This is a genomic window from Tropicimonas sp. IMCC34011, from assembly GCF_003390865.1.
In the GTDB taxonomy this organism is placed as follows: Bacteria; Pseudomonadota; Alphaproteobacteria; order Rhodobacterales; family Rhodobacteraceae; genus Tropicimonas_B.
The window spans coordinates 201,549-222,897 of sequence record NZ_QMEJ01000002.1; the positions used below are offsets into that span (position 1 = coordinate 201,549).

Consider the following 21,349-nt stretch of genomic DNA (forward strand, 5'->3'; position numbering starts at 1 on the left):
TGGGGGCGGGTGCCGCGCAAGCGCCCGCCCCCGATTGATTACCGGCCCTTCTTCTCGCCGAGTGAAATCGGCTTGGCGACGCCCGAATTGGCCGTTGCGAGAACTTTCGGCTTCTCCTGCTTCGGCTTCTTCACTTCCTTGTTTCCACGCCTGTTATTGCCCTTGGACATGATGTCCTCCTTGGATGAACCACCGGTCCGGCGACATGCCGGACGGTCCGATTCTCAGGAAAATCAGGGTTGCCTGACATGGCGTCAGGGCGATGACTTCGATGAGCCTTCGCGCGGCGGTCACCGAGATGGTCCGACGCGTCAGGGGAATCTAGTCGCACCGCGGCCCTGCGCAAGCCTGTTGCGGGGCACTTAGGAAATAAGTCGCGCGGCAGCGGCCAGCGGCGAGGTGGCACGCCCCCATGAATGACCGGCCGGCGTCAGCCCCACTCAGGCGCGTTCGTGCCCAGGGGGACGGGCGGCGAAGGCCAGCGCCACTCCGGTCCCTGAAGGGGCGGACGCAGGGCCCTGACCGCGCCGAACTCCGTATCGGTGCCTTGGAGGAGGTCCGCGATCTCCTCGATGCCCGGCCCCCGTTCGGGGCGGCTCGTCTCGGGGCCGAGCCGGTCATGGGTCTGCCGCATCCATTGAGCCGTGCCCGCGAGGGAGAGCCGGACGGACCAGCTGCCGCCCTCCCGTGATTGTCGCAGGAGCGCCAGCATCGCACCGAAGGCCGCGAGATAGCCGGAGAGATAGTCGAGCGGCTGGCACGGAAGGTTCGCCGGAACCTCGCGGCCGCTGCGGCACATTCCCGTCGTGGCCTGCACGAGGCTGTCATAGCCGCGCCGGCCGGCCCAGGGCCCGACAGGACCGAAGGCGTCGAGATCCACGTGGACGAGGCCGGGGGAGACCGACATCATCGCATCGCGGCCGAGGCCCAGCCCGTCCAGCGCGCCGGGGCGATAGGCATCGAGCATCACGTCGGCGTCCGCGGCAAGCTGCCGGAAGAGCGCCCGCCCCGCATCGCTTTGCAGGTCGATCTCGGCCGCGCGCTTGCCGAAGCCCGTATCGACCACGAGCGAGGTGATAGAGGGCAGGCCGGGACCCGAGACGAGGAGCACGTCCGCACCGGCTTCGGCCATCGTGCGCCCGGCCATCGGCCCGGCGATCACGCGGGACAGATCGAGCATGCGGGTGCCGCTCAGCGGCTTATCCCCTGCGCCCCTCGGCCGGGGCGCGGCGTCGCCGATACGCTCGATGCCGAGGACAGGCAGGGCTTCCAGGGCCCGCGCGTGATCTTCCGCCTCCCACTCCTCGCGGGTCCTGACGCGAGCGGCGCAGAGACCGGCGGCGATCGCCTCCTCCTCGATCCCGGACGCATCGCGCGCACGGACAGCCCGCGCCACATCCTCCGGGCCGGACACGCCGAGAAGGTCGATCAGGCCCGCCTGCAAATGCGGAAAGTTGCCGTGCAGGAAGACCCACTCGCCCTCCGCCGCCTCGTAGAAGCCGGTGAAAGGATCGCGGAACTTCGCGTTCCGGCCATCGATCTGCAGGAAGCTCGAGGACGCCATGGCGAGCCCCGCCGCGCGCGTATCGACGCGGACCGGGCGGCGTTCCCCCGTCCGGCATTCATGGAGCGCCGATGTGGCGAGCCCGACGGCCGCGAGGGCGGCGACGGCATTGGCGGTGACCGGCCAGTCCGTCGCGAGGGCAAGCCCTGAATCGATGATTTCGAGCCGGTCCAGCGGCGCGTCCGGCCACTGGACGCCCTCCAGCAGCGATTCGAGGATCGGGAGCGCGCGCTTTTCGTACATTCGGGACTCCCCAGGAGCCGGCGACGGCCCGCTCAGATGACGCATGAAGGCGCGGACCATGTCAAATCGCGGGGCGTCGACGTTGCGAGGGCCCCGCGCGGCCCTGCCCCTCCGATCCGGCGGGGCATGGTGGGTGGTGAGGGATTCGAACCCCCGACATTCTCGGTGTAAACGAGACGCTCTACCAACTGAGCTAACCACCCGGCGCCCGTGCGGTCTCTAGCCCAGCGGGACGGTCCTTCGCAAGTCGCTGCCGAGCGTCCGCTGCGCGCCATCCTGCAGATGCCAGACGACTCCCTGCCCTCCCGGCAGCGCCCACATGTCAGCCTCGTTCAGCCCGAGTGCAAGAGCGCGGATCATCCGACCGGTGATCCCGTGGCAGACGAGAATCGTCGGGCCGGTCAGACTGTCCAGAAGCGCGGCACAACGCCGGGCGAAGGCAGCGCGTCCCTCGCCCCCCTCGATGCGAAAGTGCCAGTCGCCGCCGCTTTCCCATCCGTCCATGACGTCGGGATGCCGAGAGACGAGATCGGTCAGAAGCTCTCCCTCGAACGGTCCGCATCCGATCTCCTTCAGACGGTCGTCCGTTTCGATGGGCAGGCCGAGGCCGGACGCAACGATCTCTGACGTCTGCCGGGCGCGCCCGAGGGGCGAGGCGAGCAGACGCACGCCGTCCGGCAAGGCCTCGTTCACCAGAAGGTCGCCCTGCTGCGCGGCCTGCGCCCGGCCTGTCTCGGTCAGGGCTGAGTTGAGCCAGCCCTGCATCCGCCCTTCGGCGTTCCACTCGGTCTGCCCGTGGCGGAGGATCCAGAGCGGCGGCAGGTCGGGCCAAGGAATTCCGGCACCAAGCGGTGCATGGTCCGAGACGTCGGGAAGGTGGGAGACGATGAGATCTGCTCCGGAGCTATGGGCCTGCGCCATCGTAGCCGGGCGGCGCGATCCGCGTCCAGATGCCCGCCGCCGCGGGACAGCCGATCGAGGGGGTGCCTCTGGATGACGGACACGGCACTCTTCAGATCACGCGGGCGCGGTCTCCACCTTGAGCCGGACCGCCGCTCGAACTGCCACCGGGGTTCACTGAACCGGCAGGCACTTCGTGACGGAAGCCGGTCAAGGTGATTTGCAAGGAGATGGATGGTGGGTGATGAGGGATTTGAACCCCCGACATCTTCGATGTGAACGAAGCGCTCTACCACTGAGCTAATCACCCGACGGCGGGTCTGATAGCCTCGCCTCGGGACAAGCGCAAGGGCTCAGTCGGCCCCTTCCGCATCGTCGCCGGGCTCCGGGCCCTTCTCGTCCGGCCCGGACTGGCTCTTCGGTCCCGGTGCGGCACCGCCGGTCCTGCGCAGCCGAAGGTTCAGGACCTCGCCGCCGCTGACCTCCTTCCGCTTGCCGACCATGAGCTTTCCGAGGGGCGGCACCTGCATCTCCCGCCCGTCGCTCAGCATCTCACCGAGCACACCGAGCATCGCCTCCACCACGGGCTTGGCGTCCCGCTTTTTCACGCCGGACTGGGCCACGACACGGTCGATAAGCTCAGGCTTCTTGACCGTCGCTCCGGCCACCACGGGCTCCGGCGAGACCACCGTCACCGGCGGCACGATGCTGTCCGTGGAGACAGTGCCGTCGTCGCGGGGCAGCGGCGGATCGGAGGGGCGGCGGCCGGCGGCGGCCGCCGGAGGGCCCTTCGGATCGGGAGTCTCGGAGCTGTCGTTCATGCAAGGTCCTTCCTGCCGGCCAATGAGCCAGATCGGGGCGAATCGTACAGCAGCCAAGGCGCGGTGCAACCGGGATCAGGAATCCTCTTCGGCGGTGTCCGGCGGCGGGGCGGGCAAGGCCTTTCGGGCCATCAGCCAGCGCTGGCGATAGGCGTAGCGCGCGGCGCGGGAGACGTCGGTCTGGAAGCTTGCATTCACCATCGCCGCGACGGCACCGCCGACCACGGGCACGAGGCGGCCGGCCCGCCGCCCGGCCAGCGACACGCCGAATTGCCGGGCGAGGCGCTCCACGATCTTCTCGGACACCCATTCGCCCCCCTTCTCCAGCGCCATCCGGCCCTCGGGGGTCGCGAGATAGCGGGCCATGGCATTGAGGTTGTGCAACGTGGTCTGCCGGCCCTCCTCGCCGATGGACGTCGCGACCTCCAGGACCATCAGACGGAAGGCGGCCTCTTCCTCTCCCTCGCCGGCAAAGCCGTAGGCCGCGCCCGTGGCGCGCACGTTTCGGGCGGCGAGCGCGATGGTGGCGGGGATGTCAGCACTCATCCCGGCGGCGCCGAACCAGCCGGCCGCACCGCCGGTGGCCGCGTTGCTGCCGACGGACCAGCCCTGGACCTTCAGCGCCGCCGCATCGCAGGCGGCGAGATCGTCGATGTCGTGGGGCGGGACGACGTCCCTCAGGGTCATCCCGGCAAAGCGGTCCGCGGCGGCGAGGCCGCGCCGCACGAGCCCCGGCGGCACCAGCCGCGCCGCAACGCTTCCGAGCGGCGCAGTCAGGCGTTCGGCGCCGCGACCGAGCCGCGTCGCGCGGGCCTCCTCGTACTTCGCCTGGGCCTTGAGCGCCTCCGTCAGAACGCCCGCGGTGCCCGGCGTCGCCGGTAGTCTGCTATCGCTCATGGCTTGCGGTCCATCGCTGTGTCATCCCCTCGCCTTCCGGAGAAATATAGGACCCTACGACGCTTATCGGAAGGTCCGCGGCGGGGACGCGCCGACGCCCTGGCCCGGACGCCCGCCCTACCCGGTCGACGCCATCGCGCGCTGCACCTCGCCCCGAATGATCCGGCCGATGAGGGCGCAATCCTCGAGCGTGAAGGTCAGCGGCAGGCGCATGTCCAGGAGCGTCGCAAGCGTCCGGTCCGTGGCCGGCAGCTCGGGCGGCGCGGCATAGGCCCAGTGACTGTAGCGCGAGGTATAGCCGTGGGGCTCCGCCGCGCCGAACCACTTCAGCTCGACACCGCGGGCGGAACACGCACGGACGAGGTCGGTCAGCGTCTCCGGCGCCGCGCCCGGGAGGGAAAACTGGAAGGAGGAGCCGACAAAGCCTTCCTCGGGCGGCCGCGTGAAGAGATGCAGACCGGGGACGTCCGCCAGCTCCCGCTCCACGGTCCGGTAGCGCTCGGTCCACGCGGCGCAGCGCTCGTCCAGCAGTTTCAGCTGCGGCGTCAGGATCGCGGCCCGGAGGTTGTCCATGCGGCCGGAGATGTTGGGCACGTCGCCGAGGATCGGGGCGAAGCTCTCCGGTCCCGGCGCGGCGATGTGGCGGTCCCAGAGCATGTAGCTGCCCGAGAGGAGGACGGCCCGGGCGAAGGTGTCCGCGTCGTCCGAGATCAGGAGGCCCCCCTCGCCCGAATTGACGTGCTTGTAGGTCTGGGTGGAGAAGCAGCCGACCCGCCCGTGCCGCCCGGAGGGAATGCCGCGCCACGTCGCACCCATCGTGTGGGCGCAATCCTCGATCACGACGAGACCGAGCGCCTCGGTACAGGCCAAGAGCCGGTCCATGTCGCCGATATGCCCGCGCATGTGACTGAGGACGAGATGACGCGCGCCGCTTTCGGTTGCCTTCGTCTCGAGGTCGGCAAGGTCGATGGTCAGATCGCCACCCGTCTCCACGAAGACCGGACGGCCGCCGGCCGCGACGATCGCGCCGGGCACCGGTGCCAGCGTGAAGGCGTTGGTGAGGACGGGCGCTCCGGGCTCCACCCCCGCCGCCCTGAGCGCGCAGGAGATGGCGTAGCCCCCGGAGGCGACGGCAAGGCAGTAGCGCGCGCCGGTCAGCGCGGCGAATTCCTGCTCCAGACGGGCGGTCTCCCCCACCTCCCCCGGCCCCACGTTGTAGCGATGAAGCCGCCCCGAGCGCAGGACCTCGCTCGCGGCGAGGATCGCCTCGTCGGGAATCGGCTCCTGCTGGGTGAACGAGCCGGTGAAGACCTCTTGCCCGTCCGTCTGCTCCCCGCCCGCTCCGGTCATGCCGCCCCCAGAAGTCGCTCGGCGACGTCCGGCAGATCCTCGAACCTCTCCAGAAGCGCGTCCGGCTCCAGCTCCTCCACGCTCCGCCCGCCGGGGCCGAACGTGACGAGGGCACAGGGCACGCCGGCGGCGCGGGCAGTGTCACGGTCGGTCACGGTGTCCCCCACGAGAAGCGCGCGGTGCCGCAGTCCCCCGGCCCGCTCGGCGGCGACGAAGAGCGCCTCGGGATCGGGCTTGCGCACCGCCAGCGTATCTGCGCCGACGAGGGATCCGAACGCGTCCCTCACCCCCAGACGCGAGAGCAGAAGCTGCGCGAGGGCTTCGGGCTTGTTGGTGCAGATGCCGACGCCGATACCCCGCCGCCCCAGCTCTGCCACGGCCTCCATCGCGCCGGGATAGAGCACCGTGTGGGTGTCGATCCTCGTCTCGTAATGGCTCAGGAGCGCAGGGTATTCGCGGTCCACCATTCCTTCGTCCCACGGCCCGCCCAGCCGGTCGAAGGCAAGGCGCAGCATGGCCCGTCCGCCGCGCACCGCGACCGCGCTGTCGGCGTCCGTCAGCGGATCGTCATGGCCGAGATCCCGGAAGCAGGCATTGGCCGCCTCCAGAAGATCCTTGCTGGTATCGGCCAGCGTTCCGTCCAGATCGAAGATGACCGTGCGCATGATGGGAGGAGCCTTGTGACAGGGTGACACCGCAAGTGATCGCCCGGAGCGTGCAGGTCCCTTGCAGCCATTCGTCGCCCGCGTAATACGGGATCGCGAGGCCAAAACAAGAGCAGGCGAGGCAATGCCCACGAACGTTATCATCCTGGCCGCGGGCCAGGGCACGCGAATGCAGTCCGATCTTCCGAAGGTCCTGCACGAGGTCGCAGGCGCTCCCCTTCTCGCCCATGCCATGTCCGCCGCGGAGACACTGTCCCCCGAGGCCTGCACGATCGTCGCGGGACACGGCGCGGAGGCGGTGGAGGCCGTTGCCCGGCAGATGGACGAGACCGTCCGCATCGCGATTCAGGAAGAGCGGCTCGGCACCGGCCACGCCGTGCGGCAGGCGCTGCCCGAGAGCACCGCGATGGAGGGCGACACACTCGTCCTCTACGGCGATACGCCCTTCATCCGAGCCGCCACGCTGGAGCGGATGCTGGAGACACGCCGGGCCGGTGCCGCGGTCGTGGTGCTCGGCTTCTATGCCGCCGATCCCGGCCGCTACGGCCGCCTCGTGGTGAAGGACGGCGGGCTGGAGCGCATCGTGGAGTACAAGGATGCAAGCGAGGCGGAGCGCGCCATCGATTTCTGCAATTCCGGCGTGATCTGCGCTGACAGCGCCCTCCTTCCCGGCCTTCTTGCCGAGATCGGCAACGACAATGCCGCCGGCGAATACTACCTAACCGATATCGTGGCTCATGCCCGCGCCCGCGGGCTCGACGTTGCCGCCGTCTCCTGCGACGAGGCGGAGACGCTGGGCATCAACTCCCGAGCCGATCTGGCCCGCGCGGAGGCGGCGTTCCAGGCGGCCGCCCGCGCCGCATCCCTCGAACTCGGCGTGACGCTTCAGGCTCCGGAAACGGTCCATTTCTCCCTCGACACGGTGATCGGCCGGGATGTCGTGATCGAGCCGAACGTGGTCTTCGGCCCCGGCGTCACGGTAGAGACGGGCGCCCGCATCCGCGCCTTCTCCCATCTCGAAGGCTGCCACGTCTCCCGCGGCGCCATCGTCGGCCCCTACGCTCGTCTCCGCCCCGGCGCGGAGCTCGCCGAGGACGTGCGGGTCGGCAACTTCGTCGAGATCAAGAACGCCACCATCGACGAGGGCGCGAAGGTCAACCACCTCAGCTATGTCGGCGATGCCTCCATCGGGGCGGGCGCGAATATCGGCGCAGGCACGGTCACCTGCAACTATGACGGCGTCATGAAGCACCGCACCGAGATCGGACCCGGAGCCTTCATCGGATCGAGCACCATGCTCGTGGCGCCGGTGAGCGTGGGCGCCGAGGCGATGACGGGCTCCGGCTCCGTCATCACCGAGGACGTGCCCCCGGGCGCGCTCGCCATCGGCCGCGCACGCCAGACGAACAAGCCCAACCTTGCCCGCCGCCTGATGGCGCGACTGAAGGCGCAGAAAGCGAAGAGGACTCACTGAGATGTGCGGTATCGTCGGCGTTCTTGGCTCCCACGAAGCCTCCCCCATTCTCGTCGAAGCCCTGAAGCGGCTCGAATATCGCGGCTATGACAGCGCCGGCATCGCCACGGTGAACGGCGGCACGCTCGACCGGCGACGGGCTGTTGGCAAGCTCGTCAACCTGTCCGATCTCCTCGTCCACGAGCCGCTGCCCGGCAAGTCCGGCATCGGCCATACCCGCTGGGCCACCCACGGCGCCCCCACCGTCGTCAACGCCCATCCGCACAAGGCCGGGCCGGTCGCTGTCGTCCATAACGGCATCATCGAGAATTTCCGGGAATTGCGCGCCGAGCTGGCGGAGCTCGGCCTCGGCACCGAGAGCGACACGGACACCGAGACCGTCGCGCTCCTCGTCCAGCATCACCTGAGGGCCGGTCTCTCCCCCCAGGGCGCGGCGGAGGCGACGCTCGGCCGCCTCGAGGGGGCCTTCGCGCTCTGCCTTCTCTTCGACGGGGAGGAGGACCTGCTGATCGCCGCCCGCCGCGGCTCTCCGCTCGCGATCGGACATGGCGAGGGGGAGATGTTCGTGGGATCGGACGCCATCGCTCTGGCGCCGATGACGAACAAGATCACCTACCTCGAGGATGGCGACTGGGCCGTCCTCACCCGCCAGTCCGCCCAGATCATGGATGCCGAGGGCCATGCGGTCGAGCGCCCGGTCAAGACGGTGAACATTGACCTCGCCCGCATCGAGAAGGGCGGTCATCGCCACTTCATGGCCAAGGAGATCGCCGAGCAACCCTCCGTCATCGGCGACACGATCCGCCACTACGCCGGTACCCAAGAGATCGTCCTGCCGGAGCCGGGGCTGGACTTCTCGCAGTACGATCGCGTCCTCCTCGTCGCCTGCGGCACGGCGAACTATGCCTGCTTCGTCGCGAAATACTGGTTCGAGCGGATCGCCGGTCTTCCGGCCGAGGTCGATATCGCCTCCGAGTTCCGATACCGCGAGCCGCCGATCCCTGCGCGAACGCTGGCGATCTTCGTCTCCCAGTCGGGCGAGACGGCGGACACGCTGGCCGCCCTGCGCTACTGCGAGGGCCGCGTCGACCGGATCGCCTCCGTGGTCAACGTGGCCGAAAGCTCGATCGCCCGTGGCTCGGACATCGTCCTGCCGATCTTCGCCGGCGCCGAGATCGGCGTCGCCTCCACCAAGGCCTTCACCTGCCAGCTCACGGTCCTGCACATGCTCGCCCTCAAGGCCGGCGCCGACCGGGGGGTGCTGAGCGGGACGGAGATGGAGACGCGCCTCGGCGCGCTGTCCAGCCTGCCGGGCCTCGTGAACCATGCCGTCGGGGAGAGCGCTGAGGTCGAGCGCATCGCGCGCGAGGTCGCCGAGGTTGAGGACGCGCTCTTCCTGGGGCGCGGCGCGATGTATCCGCTGGCCCTGGAGGGCGCGCTTAAACTGAAGGAAATCAGCTATATACATGCCGAAGGTTATGCGAGCGGCGAGCTGAAACACGGTCCCATCGCGCTGATCGACCAGACCGTTCCGGTCGTTGTCCTCGCGCCGTCCGACGAGCTCTTCGACAAGTCGGTGTCCAACATGCAGGAGGTCATGGCCCGTGGCGGCCGGATCCTTCTGATCACCGACCCCGCGGGCGCAAGGAAAGCCGGCGACGGCTGCTGGCGCGTCCTCACCCTCCCAGAGATCGCCGCCGACCTGGCTCCGATCCTCTACGCGATCCCGGTGCAGCTCCTCGCCTACCACGCCGCCGTCGCCAAGGGCACGGATGTCGATCAGCCGCGGAACCTCGCCAAGTCAGTGACGGTCGAGTGAGGGGCGTGAGGTAGAAAATCAATCTTGCCAGCGCCTTGCAGGCCGAATTCCATAGAGGGGAGCGCGGTTTAGTTGTGATTTGAAATCAGCCTCTTACGCCGTTCCCTTAAAGGGCTCCCCTCGACCCTTCCATCACTGTCCCGACGCTCCCGTTGAACCTGCACTCCAATGGTCTACGCTCACGCACCGACCATTTGAGGGAGCCTTCGGCATGAAAGACCACGCGCCGCGCGCCAGCGACAGGACCGTCCGGCTGGAGGAGTACGCTCCCTTCCCGTGGATCGTCGGTGACGTCTCCCTTACTTTCCGGCTGCATCCGACGGCCACGAGGGTCCTCAGCCGGATCACGTTCGCGCCCAATCCGGCGGCGCCCTCCGGGCCGTTCTTCCTTCACGGAGAAAAGCTGAAGCTGATCGAGGCGAGCATCGACGGCGCCCCCGTATCGCCCACGATCACCGACGAAGGCCTGACCTGCGACGTTCCGGGTACGCCCTTCGTCTTCGAGGCGGAGGTGGAGATCGATCCGTCCGGTAATACCGCGCTCGACGGGCTCTACATGTCGGGCGGCATGTACTGCACCCAATGCGAGGCGGAGGGCTTTCGCAAGATCACCTTCTACCCGGACCGGCCCGACGTGATGGCCCCCTTCAACGTGCGCATCGAAGGGCCCGAGGACGCGCCGCTGCCCGTCATGTTGTCGAACGGCAATCCGGGCGCGCAGGAGGGCAACAGCGCCGAGTGGCACGACCCCTGGCCGAAGCCGTCCTACCTCTTCGCGCTCGTCGCGGGGGACCTCGTGGCGAAGTCGGGCACCTTCACGACGGCCTCGGGGATGCCCGTCGCGCTCAACGTCTACGTCCGGCCGGGCGACGAGGATCGCTGCGACTATGCCCTGGACTCGCTCATCCGGTCCATGCGCTGGGACGAACAGGAATACGCACGGGAATACGACCTCAGCGTCTTCAGCATCGTCGCCGTGGACGATTTCAACATGGGCGCGATGGAGAACAAGGGGCTGAACATCTTCAACTCGAAGTATGTCCTGGCCAGCCCCGACACCGCGACGGACGTCGACTTCGAGATGATCGAGGGCATCGTCGCCCACGAGTACTTCCACAACTGGACGGGCAATCGCGTGACCTGCCGGGACTGGTTCCAGCTCTGCCTCAAGGAGGGCCTGACGGTCTTCCGCGACCAGCAGTTTTCCGGGGACATGCGCTCCGAGCCGGTCAAGCGGATCGACGACGTGCTAGCCCTGCGCGCGCGGCAGTTCCGGGAGGACAACGGCCCGCTCGCGCATCCGGTGCGGCCCGAAAGCTATATCGAGATCAACAACTTCTACACCGCAACGGTGTACGAGAAGGGCGCGGAGGTGATCGGGATGCTGCGCCGGCTCGTCGGCGCGGAGGCCTACCGGGCGGCCCTCGATCTTTATTTCGAGCGCCATGACGGGCAGGCCTGCACCATCGAGGACTGGCTCAAGGTGTTCGAGGACGCGACCGGGCGGGATCTGTCACAGTTCAAGCTCTGGTATTCGCAGGCCGGCACGCCTCGCGTCGAGGTGTCGGAGGAGTGGGACGAAGAGGCCGGCCGGCTCGCCCTAACCTTCCGCCAGCATACCCCGCCCACGCCCGGCCAGCCGGACAAGGCCCCCCTCGTCATCCCAATCGCGCTGGGGCTTCTGGATGCGGGCGGGAACGAGATCATGGCGACCGAGGTCGTGGAATTGACCGAGGCGGAGCAGAGGGTGGAAATCGGCCTCGGCACGGGGGATGCCGACCTCGCATCGGACGCGCCGCGCGTGCCCGGCCGCCCCGTTCCCTCGATCCTGAGGGGCTTCTCGGCCCCGGTGATCCTCCAGCGGCAGACCAGCGCGGAGGAGCGCGCCTTCCTCCTCGCCCATGACACCGATCCCTTCAACAAGTGGGAGGCGGGCCGCGCCCTCGCCCGCGACGTCCTCGTCCGGATGGTGACGGAGGGCGCCGAGGCCGACCCGCATTACCTCTCGGCTCTCGAGATGGTCGCGAAGGACGACGCGCTGGACCCTGCCTTCCGCGCCCTCGCCCTCTCCCTGCCGAGCCAGGACGACCTCGCGCAGGCGATCCACGACGGCGGCGCGACCCCCGAGCCCACCGCGATCTGGGCGGCCCTGAGGCGCCTTGCCGAAGAGATCGGCGGAACGCTGGAGCCGGTCCTGTCGAGGCTCTACGACGAGATGCGCGTCCCCGGCCCCTACACGCCCGACGCGGAGAGCGCGGGCGCGCGGGCGCTGCGCGGTGCGGCGCTGGCGTACCTCTCGCGGGTGGATGGCGGTTCGCGCGCGGCGGCGCAGTTCGCCGAGGCCGGGAACATGACCGAGCAGCTCGGCGCCCTCGGCGCGCTCCTGCGGATCGGCAAGGGCGAGGAGGAGCTTGCCGCCTTCCGCCGCCGCTGGGAGGGGGACCGGCTCGTCATGGACAAGTGGTTCGCGCTCCAGGCCGCCTCCGCCTCGCCCGCCGAGGCGCATGACGTGGCCCTGAGGCTGACCGGCGATCCCGCCTTCGACTGGACCAACCCCAATCGCTTCCGGTCCGTGATCGGAGCGCTGACGGGCAACGTCGCCGCCTTCCACGAGCCGGAGGGGCGGATCTACCGCCTCGTGACCGACTGGCTCATCCGGCTCGACCCGGTGAACCCGCAAACCGCCGCGCGCTTGACCACCGCCTTCGAGACATGGAAGCGCTTCGACGCCGACCGTCAGGGCATGATCCGGGAGAACCTCGAGCGCCTCTCCGCCGTGGACGGCCTCAGCCGCGATACATCCGAGATGGTGGGGCGCATCCTGGCATAGGATCGGGGGATCAACCGGGCGCCGGGCGTCAAATGCCCGGCCAAGCGATCATGCGCAGCGTCGCGGTGGCCCGGCCCGCTCAGGTATGCTCTTCGCGAATGCGTTCGGCGATGGCGCGATTGTGGGCGCGGACCGCGTCGAGATGGAAGATCGCGCCGAGAAGCTCTGGGGGGCCGGCCTCCTTGCTTTGCGCCACGACGGGCACGAAGGCGTGGCCGGCCTCGTCGAAGATCTCCATCGCGTCCGTCAGATTGTTGGAGGGGGACAGCGTCACGCCCTCCTCGATCAGCGCGCGACAGGCAGCCTCCGGCGCGGCGCGAGGGCTGTCGATCGACCGCATGACGACCCCTACGGATTGCAGGTCGAGCAGGTAATCGGGCCCCGCCGCGAGCCGCACCCCCCGCTGTGCAAGCTGGGTGAGGAAGAACGAATGCTCCACGAGGCGGGTGGAGACCGCGACCGCCAGCGAGACGGAGACCATGACCGCGATCCCCGCCTGCCAGTCCCCCGTCAGCTCGAAGACGATGAGCGTGGTCGAGATCGGCGCGCCGAGGACGGCGGCGGCAACGGCCCCCATGCCGGCCAGGGCATAGAGCGTCGCGGCCCCGGAGACCTCCGGGAAGACCTCGGTGGCGATGGCGCCGAAGGCGAGGCCAGTCAGCGCTCCCACCATCAGGGACGGGGAGAACATGCCGCCGCCCATCCGCCCGCCCATGGTCACCGCTACGGCGACCACCTTGATCGCCGCCATGGCGATGGCTTCGACGAGCGGGATGCGTCCCGTAAGCGCGGCGGAGGTGGTCTCGTAGCCGACGCCGATGATGTGCGGAAACCAGATCGCGATGGCGCCGAGGACCGCACCCGAGAGCATCGGCCGAACCGTCTGCGCGAGCCTCGTGCGCGAGGTGTAGCGATCCCCGAGCTCGGTCGTGAAGAAGACGGCCTTCATCAGGACCACGGAAACGACGCCGCAGACGAGGCCCAGCATCAGGAAGGCCGGCAACTCGACGTAGAACGCCAGCGCCGTCTGCTCGGTCAGCTCGAATTCGGTCACGTCGCCGAACCAGAGCCGCGCGACCACCGTGCCCGCGACGGAGGCGATGACGATGGGCGCAAAGGCGTGGACCGCGAAATGCCTCAGCACCACCTCCATGGCGAAGATGGCGCCGGCGATCGGCGCGTTGAAGCTGGCCGACACGGCCGCGGCGACGGAGCAGCCCAAGAGATCCCGCCCGGTGATCCCGTCGGCATTGATGCGGCGGGAGACCCAGGCGGAGATCTGGCCGGCGAGGTGCACCACCGGGCCTTCCCGGCCGGTCGAGCCGCCGGTGGAGAGGGTGACGAGGGAGGCCAGAGTCGAGGCATAGCCTGCCCTCTGCTCCAGTCGTCCCTTGTGAAGCGCCGCACCCTCGATCACGTCCGCCACCGACCGCACACGGCCATCCGGCGTCATCCGCGACAGGATCAGTCCGACGACCAGTCCGCCGAGGACCGGAATGATGAAGATGACGTACCACGGCAGCGTGCGTGCGAAGCTGTGAAGGGTGCGGATGTCGTCGGTGCCGTAGAACAGCGCCTGCGCTCCGGAAATGGCTGCCCGGAAGGCGACGGCGCCGAGGCCCGAGGCGATACCGAGTGCGAGGGCGATGAACCAGAACTGCGCCTGACTGGGACCGCGGGACAGAAGGACCCGCCAGGCGTGGACCACCGCGCCCGTTGCCGCCTGACGCCGCCGCGCCGAGGCGACCGAATTGCCCTTGGACCCTGTCACGACTGCCTCCGGCGAGCGTTTCCCTCGGATCATCGGGGGGCTGTCCCGGGGCGCCCGCCTGCCCTGGGAGGTCATGAAGGCGGTCCCATCTCAGCAATCGGTCCCGGATCTGACGAACAGGACGTACTTTCCAATGCCGATCGGGTCGCGCATCCCGCCCGTGAGGCGAGTACTAGGCGATCGCCTCAGCCGCTCCAACCCCGATCTGGTTCTGCCCCAGGCCGGCTTGGGTTAGTCCTCTTCGATCCCGGCGAACTTACCCGCAACCCTGAGGGGACTGGACAGAAGGCGACTCGCCGTATATCACTTATTCATCATCTGAATTGCGAGCGTGAGCACGCAGAGCATGGCGAAGACCGTCGCGAGAATCCTGGCAATGCCCTCCGTGGCTTCGCCGGACGCTCCCGAGTAGCCGAATATGGCGCAGATGACCGCCAGACCTAGAAAGACGAGCGCCCAGAAGCGCATGATGGATATCTCGGCCTGCCAAACTGCAGCCCGCTCCTTGTGACAGCTTCTGGGACAACAGGCCCGCGCAGTCGATGTTCCTGACTAACGGGGTTGGGCGTTCTTCTGCCAGTCAAGCGGTTTCGTATTGACACGATGCCGCACCCTGCGGTCCCCTCAGTGATACGACATGATTTTTCGAGGAGGAGACGTCATGCTGGTATCGCAAATCCTTGCGTCTAAGGGGAATGGCGTCGTCACGATCGCACCGGGCGCGACGGTGGCCGAGGCCGCCCGGCTTCTGTCAGACAAGCGCATCGGCTCCGTCGTCGTGTCAGCGGACAGCGACCACGTGGCCGGCATCCTTTCCGAGCGTGATATCGTGCGGGAAATCGGGCGGCGGGGACCCTCCTGCCTCGAGGACGAGGTCGAGGCGATGATGACGGAGAATATCCAGACCTGCGCCCGCTCCGATACGGCCGAGAGCGTGCTTCTGCGCATGAGCGAGGGACGGTTCCGCCACATGCCCGTGGTCGAGGAGGGGCACATGGTCGGCATGATCACCCAAGGGGACGTCGTGAAGGCCCGCCTGATCGAGGTCGCGATGGAGAAGGATGCCCTCGAAGGCATGATCATGGGGCATTGATCGCGCATCCGAATGAAGGAACGCCGATGACCCGCCCGCTCAGGATCGTCACCTCGGGCGCGCAGGCCGCCCCCATCGAAGCGCTGCTCCCCGCATATGACGGCGAGGTGGAGATCGCCTTCGGCTCCTCGCTCGGGGACGCGCACGATTCCATTCCGACGCGGCTGAAGGCCGGGGAGCGGTTCGACCTCTACTTTCTCGCCGCCTCCGCCCATGCCCGCTACGCCGCGGAGGGGCATTTTTCCGGGGATTTCGTGCCGCTGGTGGAGTCGAGGATCGGCGCCGCGGTGCGGCAGGGGGAGCCGGTCCCCGACATCTCCACCGCCCCGGCGCTGAGGCGCGCCCTCCTTGCTGCAGGCTCCGTCGCGCATGCCGCCAGCGCCAGCGGGATCTACCTCAGTGACGAGGTCTTCCCCGCCCTCGGGATTGCGGGCGAAATGGCGAAGACCGCCCGGACGATCTACTCCGAACGCGTCGGTCGGGTCGTCGCGCGGGGCGAGGCGGATCTGGGCTTCCAGCAGATGAGCGAACTCATTCCCATCCCCGGCATCTCAATTGCCGGTCCGCTCCCGCCGGACTTCGATCGGACCTTCGTCTTCGGCGCGGGCTTCGGCCTCGATGCTCAGATGCGCGCGGCAGCGGAGGCGTTCCTGGCGTTCCTGAGAACGGGCGCGACGGCCTCCGTCTTCGCCGAGGCGGGGCTGGATCCGGTCCGCGAGGAGGAGCTGGGCGAGAAGGTGCCCAGCTCTGGGTCCTGACCGCTGTGACCAGACCCGCATGAAAAAGGCGGCGGAGCCCCTGCCCCGCCGCCTTTCAACTGACATGCTTCGGCTCGATCAGCCGATGATGCTGTTCAGCGTCTCCGAGGGGCGCATGATCGACGCGACCTTCTTGGGGTCGATGTTGTAGTAGCCGCCCAGATCGACCTCGGCGCCGCGGTTTGCGCGCAGCTCCTCGATGATCTTGTCCTCGTTCTCTTCCAGCGCCTTGGCGATGGGAGTGAAGTGCTCGGCCAGTTCCTTGTCAGCGTCCTGCCCGGCGAGGGCCTTCGCCCAGTAGAGCGCGAAGTAGTAGTGGCTGTCGCGGTTGTCCGGCTGGCCGGCCTTGCGGCCCGGGGAGCGGCCGTGGTCCAGGATGCCCTGCGTCGCCGTCTCGACAGCGCGGCCGAGCAGGCGGGCCTTCTCATTGCCATTCTTGTCGCCGAGGAACTTCAGGCTCTCCCCGAGCGCGCAGAACTCGCCGAGGGAATCCCAGCGCAGGTGGTTCTCTTCCTGAAGCTGCTGGACGTGCTTGGGCGCGGAGCCGCCGGCGCCCGTTTCGAACATGCATCCGCCGTTCATCAGCTTCACGATGGACAGCATCTTGGCCGATGTCCCGAGCTCGAGGATCGGGAAGAGGTCGGTCAGGTAGTCCCTCAGCACGTTGCCGGAAACCGCGATGGAGTTCTCACCCTTGCGGATCGTCTCGAGGGTGGCGCGGGTCGCCTCGCGGGGGGCGAGGATCTTGAAGTTGCCCGCGACGCCCTCGGCCTCGAGGATCGGCTTCACGAAGTCGATCAGCTGCTTGTCGTGGGCGCGCTCGGCGTCGAGCCAGAAGATCGCCTCGCAGCCCTCGGCCTTCTGACGGTCGATGGCGAGCTGCACCCAATCCTCGATCGCGGCCTTGCGCGCGGAGGCGGAGCGCCAGATGTCGCCGGCCTCGACGCGGTGCTCGTGGAGAACCTCGCCCGAGGCGAGCTTCATGCGCACCGTGCCGGCCTTCGGAATCTCGAAGGTGGTCGGGTGGGAGCCGTACTCCTCGGCCTTTTGCGCCATCAGGCCGACGTTCTGGACGGTGCCCGACTTGGTGGGATCGAGGGCGCCGGTTTCCTTGAAGTAGCGGATCGCCTCGTCATAGACCGGCGCGTAGGAATTGTCCGGGATGACGCAGTTGACGTCCGCCGGCTCCCCGTCGGGCCCCCAGCCCTTGCCGCCGGCGCGAATCACGGCGGGCATCGAGGCGTCGATGATGACGTCGGAGGGAACGTGCAGGTTCGTGATGCCACGGTCCGAGTTGACCATGTAGAGCGGCGGACGCTCTTTCATGACACGCTCGATCTCGGCCTCGATCTCCGCCTTCTGCGGCATGTCGGCCAGACGGGCCATCAGATCGCCGAGGCCGGCATTGGGGGAGATCCCGGCGGCCTTCATCTCGTCGCCGTACGTCTCGAAGACGGGCTTCAGGAATTCGCGCACCGCGTGACCGAAGAGGATGGGGTCGGAGACCTTCATCATCGTGGCTTTGAGGTGAAGGGAGAAGAGGATGCCTTCTTCCTTCGTCTTCTCGATCTGCTCGGCGAGGAACGCGTCCAGCGCGGAGGCGGACATGTAGGTCGCGTCGACCACGGTGCCGGCGGGGAACTCGACCTCCTTCAGCACGGTGACGGATCCGTCGTCGGCCTCGTGCTCGATCGAGACGCGCCCGCCCTGGGACTCGGTCAGCGTCCGGGAGGTCTCGTTGGAGTAGAAATCACCGGAGGACATTGCGGAGACATGGGTCTTGCTGTCCGAGGACCACTCTCCCATCGAATGGGGATTGGCCATGGCGTAGTTTTTCACGGCGACGGCGGCGCGGCGGTCCGAGTTGCCCTCGCGCAGGACGGGGTTCACCGCGGAGCCCTTCACCGCGTCGTAGCGGGCGCGGGCCTCCTTTTCCTCGTCGGTCTGCGGCTCCTCGGGATAGTCGGGAAGATCGAAGCCTTGACCCTGCAATTCGCGGATCGCGGCGACGAGCTGCGGCACCGAGGCGGAGATGTTGGGCAGCTTGATGACGTTCGCGTCGGGCGTCTTCACCCAGTCGCCGAGGGCCTTCAGATCGTCCGGGCGATCCTCCTTCACGCGCTCGGGAAAGAGCGCGAGGATGCGGCCAGCGAGCGAGATGTCCTTGAGGCCGACAGAGACGCCGGCGGCAGTGGCGAAGCTGCGGATGATCGGCAGAAGCGAGGCGGAGGCCAGCTCCGGCGCTTCGTCCACCTTGGTATACACGACATCGGGAAATTTCTGATCGGCCATTCGGATCGTCCTCCTTAACTTGCTTTGTGCTTTACTGGACCGGCGCGCGAAGGTCCACTGGAGGGACGGCGGACGCCCGGCGTCACGATGGGCCACGGGCGGTCTCGTCGCGCTCCCCCGCGCCGCGCATCGCGTCGCGGAACCACGGGTGCCGCGCCGCGATTGCGCAGATCACGGGGCCTCTGTCCTAGCGCCGGGACCGGTTGTAGCGCTGCTCGAGCCAGCCCGTGAGACGGACCATCGGCCAGAGAAAGGCAATGTACATGAGGGCCGCGAGAAGGAGCGGCGTGGGGTTGGCGAAGAGCGCCTGCGCGTCGGTCGCCTGTTTCAGCAGATCCTCCATCGCCACCACGGAGGCGAGCGACGTGTCCTTCATGATGGACACCCAATAGGAGGCAAGCGGCGGGATCATCATGCGCAGCGCCTGCGGCAGGATCACCTTCCGCATCGTCACGCCGAAGCGCAGACCAAGGGCGGAGCAGGCCTCGAACTGGCCCTTCGGCACCGCTTCGATCCCCGCCCGGACGACCTCCGCCGTATAGGCCGCGAGGACCAGCGACAGGGCGATGGTCGCGGCGACGAAGGACGAGAACGTGAGGCCGGCGAACGGCAGCGCGTAATAGACGAGGATCAGCACGACGAGGACCGGGATCGCCCGGAGAACGTCGATGTAGAACGTCGCGAGCAGCCGGAACGGCTTCGGCGTGTAGAGCCGCACGAGACAGATCAGGACCCCGAGGATGCCGCCGCAGATCGTCGCGGCGCCACCGAGGAGGAGTGTGTTCACCACCCCCCGCATCAGGATCGGGAAGGCCCGGCGCATCACGTCAAGATTGAAGAAGATCTCGAAGACGTCCATCCGCGCCTCTTTCGTTGTCTGGTAGCGTCAGGGGAGCGAGGTTCGGGGGGCTTCAAACCGCCCCCCGGACCCGGCGTGCCGGATCAGTCGGCCGAGGTCGGGATCGGCAGCGGCGTGACCGTGAGGCTGTCCTCGGCGGGCGCGACGCCGAACCACTTCTCGTAAAGTTCGGCCATGGTGCCGTCGGTCTTCATCTCGGAGAGCGCCTCGTTGGCGGCTTCGAGCTTGTCCGAGCCTTTCGGCATCATGATGGCGAACTTGTCGCCCGTCGGAATCTCGAGCGCGACGTCGAGACCGGGCATGTTGCCCTGCGCGAAGGCATAGCGCAGACCGACGATGTCGTTCACCGCTGCCTCGATCCGCCCGCTGCGCAGATCCGTCAGCAGGTTCGCCGTGCTGTCGTAGCTGGCATAGGAGGCGTAACCGATCTCGTCCTTGCGCTCCTGCAGCCAGGTCTCCGGGAAGGAGGTGGCGATGGAGCCGACGCGCTTGCCGGCGAGATCCTCGATCGTCGAGATGCCGGCGCCGTCCTTGGTCCCGACACCGAGCGCGCCCGAGAAATAGGGCTGCGTGAAGGCCTGCGATTCCAGCCGTTCCTCGGTGATAGTCAGGGAGGAGATCACCGCGTCCACGCGGCCGGAGGCGCTGGCGACGAAGAGGGCGCGGAAATCGAGCCCGGTGATCTCGGTCTCATCGCCCATCCGGGCGGCGATCTCGTTGATGATATCGACTTCGAAGCCCTCGAACTCGCCTGCTTCGTTCTTGAACTCCCACGGCGGGTTCGCCGGGTAGGAGCCGACGCGGAGCGTATCGGCAGAGGCGGCGCTCAAGGTGGCGGCGCCGGTGAGCGCCAGCGTGGCGCCGAGGATGAAACGTCGTGTCATGGTCATGGCTGTTGGACTCCCTGTAGGATGCCGGATGCGGTCTTGTGTGGTACCGCTTGATCCAAGATCATATGGCTCGCATGAGGCCGGTGCATGTTCAACTACTTTGTTCACGTTTAAAACATCAGCCTTGCGTCACCCCCGCGCCGCGCGCCCCCCTGTCACTCCGGGGATCAAGGCTCGCGGCAATGGGCGGGGCCGGGTAGGATGCCGCTCATGACATCAGCGTTCCGCGCCTTTCTGACCGCCCTTCTGAGCCTCGCCCTCATCGGCTGTACCGCGCTCGTGTCGGACCGCACGGACGTGCCCGTCTCCCCCGCCGCCCCCGGCGCGCTTCGGATGGCGACGTGGAACGTGCATTACATCCGGCTCCGGGCCGAGGAGGGCGACTGGTCCGTCGGCGACTGGGCGCGGAGGCGAGGGCCGGCGGCGGCGGCGCTGCGGGATATCGGTGCCGACATCGTCGCATTCCAGGAGATGGAGAGCTTCGGCGGCGGCGCGTCCGGCGACGTGAACCTCGCGCGGGACGACCTCCTGGGCGCCCTGCCCGGCTACGCCGTCGCGGCCTCGGGGCCCCCCGCCTCGTTTCCGAATACCCAGCCGATCTTCTACCGTGCGGACCGCCTCGACATGCTGGACCAGGGCTGGTTCTTCTTCTCGGAAACGCCCGACGTGATCTATTCGCGAACCTATGACGGCTCCTGGCCCGCCTTCGCGTCCTGGGCGCGCCTTCGGGACCGGCGGGGCGGGCCTGCATTCACCGTAATCAACGTGCATTTCGAGTATCGCAGCGGCAGCAACCGCACCCGCTCCGCCCGGCTGGTGGCCGAGCGGATGGCACCGAGGATGGCGGCGGGAGAGCCGGTGATCCTTCTGGGCGATCTGAACGCGATGGAATGGATGCGGACGGCCGGGATCCTGCGAGAGGCGGGGTTCGACTTCGCCGGCGTGCGCGGCGCGACCTACCACCTGAACCGGGGACTGAACCTCTTCGGTGCGATCGACCATATCGCGGCGACGGACGGCGTGTCCCTCGCCGGTGGCCCGGAGGTCCTGCGGCGGCGGTATGACGGCGTCTGGCCCTCGGACCATTACCCCGTCTTCGCCGATCTCGTCCTGCCCCGCTGAG

The 21,349-nt window shown here is 68.1% G+C and carries 18 protein-coding genes and 2 tRNA genes; 6 read left to right on the forward strand and 14 right to left on the reverse strand.

From position 1 onward, the window contains the following. Positions 1 to 38 precede the first annotated feature (38 nt). The 9 genes from DQG15_RS18720 to DQG15_RS07360 all read right to left on the reverse strand — a co-directional run bounded on the left by DQG15_RS18720 (position 39) and on the right by DQG15_RS07360 (position 6,440). Positions 39 to 170 carry a hypothetical protein gene (locus DQG15_RS18720; protein ID WP_255415118.1) on the reverse strand — a complete coding sequence of 44 codons (132 nt, stop codon included), beginning with the start codon at positions 168 to 170 and terminating at the stop codon, positions 39 to 41. A gap of 260 nt (positions 171 to 430) precedes the next feature. Next, entirely contained in the window at positions 431 to 1,807 is a 1,377-nt protein-coding gene (locus DQG15_RS07325) for a CoA transferase (RefSeq protein WP_157968933.1), read from the reverse strand. Positions 1,808 to 1,934: 127 nt separating this feature from the next. Continuing rightward, positions 1,935 to 2,010 (reverse strand) — tRNA-Val (locus tag DQG15_RS07330). A 16-nt stretch (positions 2,011 to 2,026) separates the two neighbouring features. Then, positions 2,027 to 2,728, reverse strand: coding sequence for a histidine phosphatase family protein (locus DQG15_RS07335; RefSeq protein ID WP_116084062.1), 702 nt, complete (start codon positions 2,726 to 2,728; stop codon positions 2,027 to 2,029). A 214-nt stretch (positions 2,729 to 2,942) separates the two neighbouring features. After that, a tRNA-Val gene (locus DQG15_RS07340) sits at positions 2,943 to 3,017 on the reverse strand. A 43-nt stretch (positions 3,018 to 3,060) separates the two neighbouring features. Next, complete coding sequence (locus tag DQG15_RS07345) at positions 3,061 to 3,528, reverse strand: HU family DNA-binding protein (protein WP_116084064.1); 468 nt, start codon at positions 3,526 to 3,528, stop codon at positions 3,061 to 3,063. A gap of 75 nt (positions 3,529 to 3,603) precedes the next feature. Further along, positions 3,604 to 4,425: an EcsC family protein gene (locus DQG15_RS07350; RefSeq protein ID WP_116084065.1), complete on the reverse strand. Its 822-nt coding sequence runs from the start codon at positions 4,423 to 4,425 to the stop codon at positions 3,604 to 3,606. 117 nt (positions 4,426 to 4,542) lie between these two features. Continuing rightward, on the reverse strand, positions 4,543 to 5,775 hold the full coding sequence (locus DQG15_RS07355) for a DegT/DnrJ/EryC1/StrS aminotransferase family protein (RefSeq protein ID WP_116084067.1): 1,233 nt from the start codon (positions 5,773 to 5,775) through the stop codon (positions 4,543 to 4,545). Continuing rightward, on the reverse strand, positions 5,772 to 6,440 hold the full coding sequence (locus DQG15_RS07360) for an HAD-IA family hydrolase (RefSeq protein ID WP_116084069.1): 669 nt from the start codon (positions 6,438 to 6,440) through the stop codon (positions 5,772 to 5,774). Before DQG15_RS07360 ends, DQG15_RS07355 begins: the two co-directional genes overlap by 4 nt. 124 nt (positions 6,441 to 6,564) lie before the next feature. On the opposite strand from DQG15_RS07360, the gene glmU reads away from it, so the two are divergent. From glmU to pepN, 3 genes are all read left to right on the forward strand, one after another. Beyond that, entirely contained in the window at positions 6,565 to 7,914 is a 1,350-nt protein-coding gene (glmU, locus tag DQG15_RS07365) for a bifunctional UDP-N-acetylglucosamine diphosphorylase/glucosamine-1-phosphate N-acetyltransferase GlmU (protein WP_116084070.1), read from the forward strand. Position 7,915: 1 nt separating this feature from the next. Continuing rightward, the gene (gene glmS / locus DQG15_RS07370; RefSeq protein WP_116084072.1) at positions 7,916 to 9,733 is read left to right on the forward strand and encodes a glutamine--fructose-6-phosphate transaminase (isomerizing); all 1,818 of its coding nucleotides are present in this window, start codon (positions 7,916 to 7,918) and stop codon (positions 9,731 to 9,733) included. A gap of 211 nt (positions 9,734 to 9,944) precedes the next feature. Further along, on the forward strand, positions 9,945 to 12,563 hold the full coding sequence (pepN, locus tag DQG15_RS07375; RefSeq protein WP_116084074.1) for an aminopeptidase N: 2,619 nt from the start codon (positions 9,945 to 9,947) through the stop codon (positions 12,561 to 12,563). 79 nt (positions 12,564 to 12,642) lie between these two features. Here pepN and DQG15_RS07380 read toward each other — a convergent pair whose 3' ends face one another. Together DQG15_RS07380 and DQG15_RS07385 are read right to left on the reverse strand one after the other, a co-directional pair. Beyond that, positions 12,643 to 14,367 carry a chloride channel protein gene (locus DQG15_RS07380; RefSeq protein ID WP_116084075.1) on the reverse strand — a complete coding sequence of 575 codons (1,725 nt, stop codon included), beginning with the start codon at positions 14,365 to 14,367 and terminating at the stop codon, positions 12,643 to 12,645. A gap of 270 nt (positions 14,368 to 14,637) precedes the next feature. Continuing rightward, on the reverse strand, positions 14,638 to 14,802 hold the full coding sequence (locus tag DQG15_RS07385; RefSeq protein WP_198665107.1) for a DUF1328 family protein: 165 nt from the start codon (positions 14,800 to 14,802) through the stop codon (positions 14,638 to 14,640). 193 nt (positions 14,803 to 14,995) lie between these two features. Here DQG15_RS07385 and DQG15_RS07390 point away from each other — a divergent pair, with 193 nt between their 5' ends. Further along, on the forward strand, positions 14,996 to 15,427 hold the full coding sequence (locus DQG15_RS07390) for a CBS domain-containing protein (protein WP_116084078.1): 432 nt from the start codon (positions 14,996 to 14,998) through the stop codon (positions 15,425 to 15,427). 26 nt (positions 15,428 to 15,453) lie between these two features. Continuing rightward, the gene (locus DQG15_RS07395) at positions 15,454 to 16,185 is read left to right on the forward strand and encodes a substrate-binding domain-containing protein (RefSeq protein WP_157968934.1); all 732 of its coding nucleotides are present in this window, start codon (positions 15,454 to 15,456) and stop codon (positions 16,183 to 16,185) included. Positions 16,186 to 16,263: 78 nt separating this feature from the next. Here the strand turns inward: DQG15_RS07395 and DQG15_RS07400 are convergent, their stop codons facing one another. The 3 genes from DQG15_RS07400 to DQG15_RS07410 all read right to left on the reverse strand — a co-directional run bounded on the left by DQG15_RS07400 (position 16,264) and on the right by DQG15_RS07410 (position 20,226). After that, complete coding sequence (locus tag DQG15_RS07400; RefSeq protein ID WP_116084081.1) at positions 16,264 to 18,477, reverse strand: NADP-dependent isocitrate dehydrogenase; 2,214 nt, start codon at positions 18,475 to 18,477, stop codon at positions 16,264 to 16,266. Positions 18,478 to 18,664: 187 nt separating this feature from the next. Further along, complete coding sequence (locus DQG15_RS07405; protein ID WP_116084083.1) at positions 18,665 to 19,336, reverse strand: amino acid ABC transporter permease; 672 nt, start codon at positions 19,334 to 19,336, stop codon at positions 18,665 to 18,667. Between the two features lie 83 nt (positions 19,337 to 19,419). Then, positions 19,420 to 20,226, reverse strand: a complete 807-nt coding sequence (locus tag DQG15_RS07410; protein WP_116084085.1) for an ABC transporter substrate-binding protein — start codon at positions 20,224 to 20,226, stop codon at positions 19,420 to 19,422. A gap of 210 nt (positions 20,227 to 20,436) precedes the next feature. On the opposite strand from DQG15_RS07410, the gene DQG15_RS07415 reads away from it, so the two are divergent. After that, complete coding sequence (locus DQG15_RS07415) at positions 20,437 to 21,348, forward strand: endonuclease/exonuclease/phosphatase family protein (RefSeq protein ID WP_232830754.1); 912 nt, start codon at positions 20,437 to 20,439, stop codon at positions 21,346 to 21,348. Position 21,349: the final 1 nt, after the last annotated feature.

Excerpts from the sequence above, each read along its gene's own strand:
- DQG15_RS18720 (WP_255415118.1), bottom strand. The coding sequence starts at position 170 with ATGTCCAAGGGCAATAACAGGCGTGGAAACAAGGAAGTGAAGAAGCCG.
- DQG15_RS07325 (WP_157968933.1), bottom strand. The coding sequence starts at position 1,807 with ATGTACGAAAAGCGCGCGCTCCCGATCCTCGAATCGCTGCTGGAGGGC.
- DQG15_RS07335 (WP_116084062.1), bottom strand. The coding sequence starts at position 2,728 with ATGGCGCAGGCCCATAGCTCCGGAGCAGATCTCATCGTCTCCCACCTT.
- DQG15_RS07345 (WP_116084064.1), bottom strand. The coding sequence starts at position 3,528 with ATGAACGACAGCTCCGAGACTCCCGATCCGAAGGGCCCTCCGGCGGCC.
- DQG15_RS07350 (WP_116084065.1), bottom strand. The coding sequence starts at position 4,425 with ATGAGCGATAGCAGACTACCGGCGACGCCGGGCACCGCGGGCGTTCTG.
- DQG15_RS07355 (WP_116084067.1), bottom strand. The coding sequence starts at position 5,775 with ATGACCGGAGCGGGCGGGGAGCAGACGGACGGGCAAGAGGTCTTCACC.
- DQG15_RS07360 (WP_116084069.1), bottom strand. The coding sequence starts at position 6,440 with ATGCGCACGGTCATCTTCGATCTGGACGGAACGCTGGCCGATACCAGC.
- glmU (WP_116084070.1), top strand. The coding sequence starts at position 6,565 with ATGCCCACGAACGTTATCATCCTGGCCGCGGGCCAGGGCACGCGAATG.
- glmS (WP_116084072.1), top strand. The coding sequence starts at position 7,916 with ATGTGCGGTATCGTCGGCGTTCTTGGCTCCCACGAAGCCTCCCCCATT.
- pepN (WP_116084074.1), top strand. The coding sequence starts at position 9,945 with ATGAAAGACCACGCGCCGCGCGCCAGCGACAGGACCGTCCGGCTGGAG.
- DQG15_RS07380 (WP_116084075.1), bottom strand. The coding sequence starts at position 14,367 with ATGATCCGAGGGAAACGCTCGCCGGAGGCAGTCGTGACAGGGTCCAAG.
- DQG15_RS07385 (WP_198665107.1), bottom strand. The coding sequence starts at position 14,802 with ATGCGCTTCTGGGCGCTCGTCTTTCTAGGTCTGGCGGTCATCTGCGCC.
- DQG15_RS07390 (WP_116084078.1), top strand. The coding sequence starts at position 14,996 with ATGCTGGTATCGCAAATCCTTGCGTCTAAGGGGAATGGCGTCGTCACG.
- DQG15_RS07395 (WP_157968934.1), top strand. The coding sequence starts at position 15,454 with ATGACCCGCCCGCTCAGGATCGTCACCTCGGGCGCGCAGGCCGCCCCC.
- DQG15_RS07400 (WP_116084081.1), bottom strand. The coding sequence starts at position 18,477 with ATGGCCGATCAGAAATTTCCCGATGTCGTGTATACCAAGGTGGACGAA.
- DQG15_RS07405 (WP_116084083.1), bottom strand. The coding sequence starts at position 19,336 with ATGGACGTCTTCGAGATCTTCTTCAATCTTGACGTGATGCGCCGGGCC.
- DQG15_RS07410 (WP_116084085.1), bottom strand. The coding sequence starts at position 20,226 with ATGACCATGACACGACGTTTCATCCTCGGCGCCACGCTGGCGCTCACC.
- DQG15_RS07415 (WP_232830754.1), top strand. The coding sequence starts at position 20,437 with ATGACATCAGCGTTCCGCGCCTTTCTGACCGCCCTTCTGAGCCTCGCC.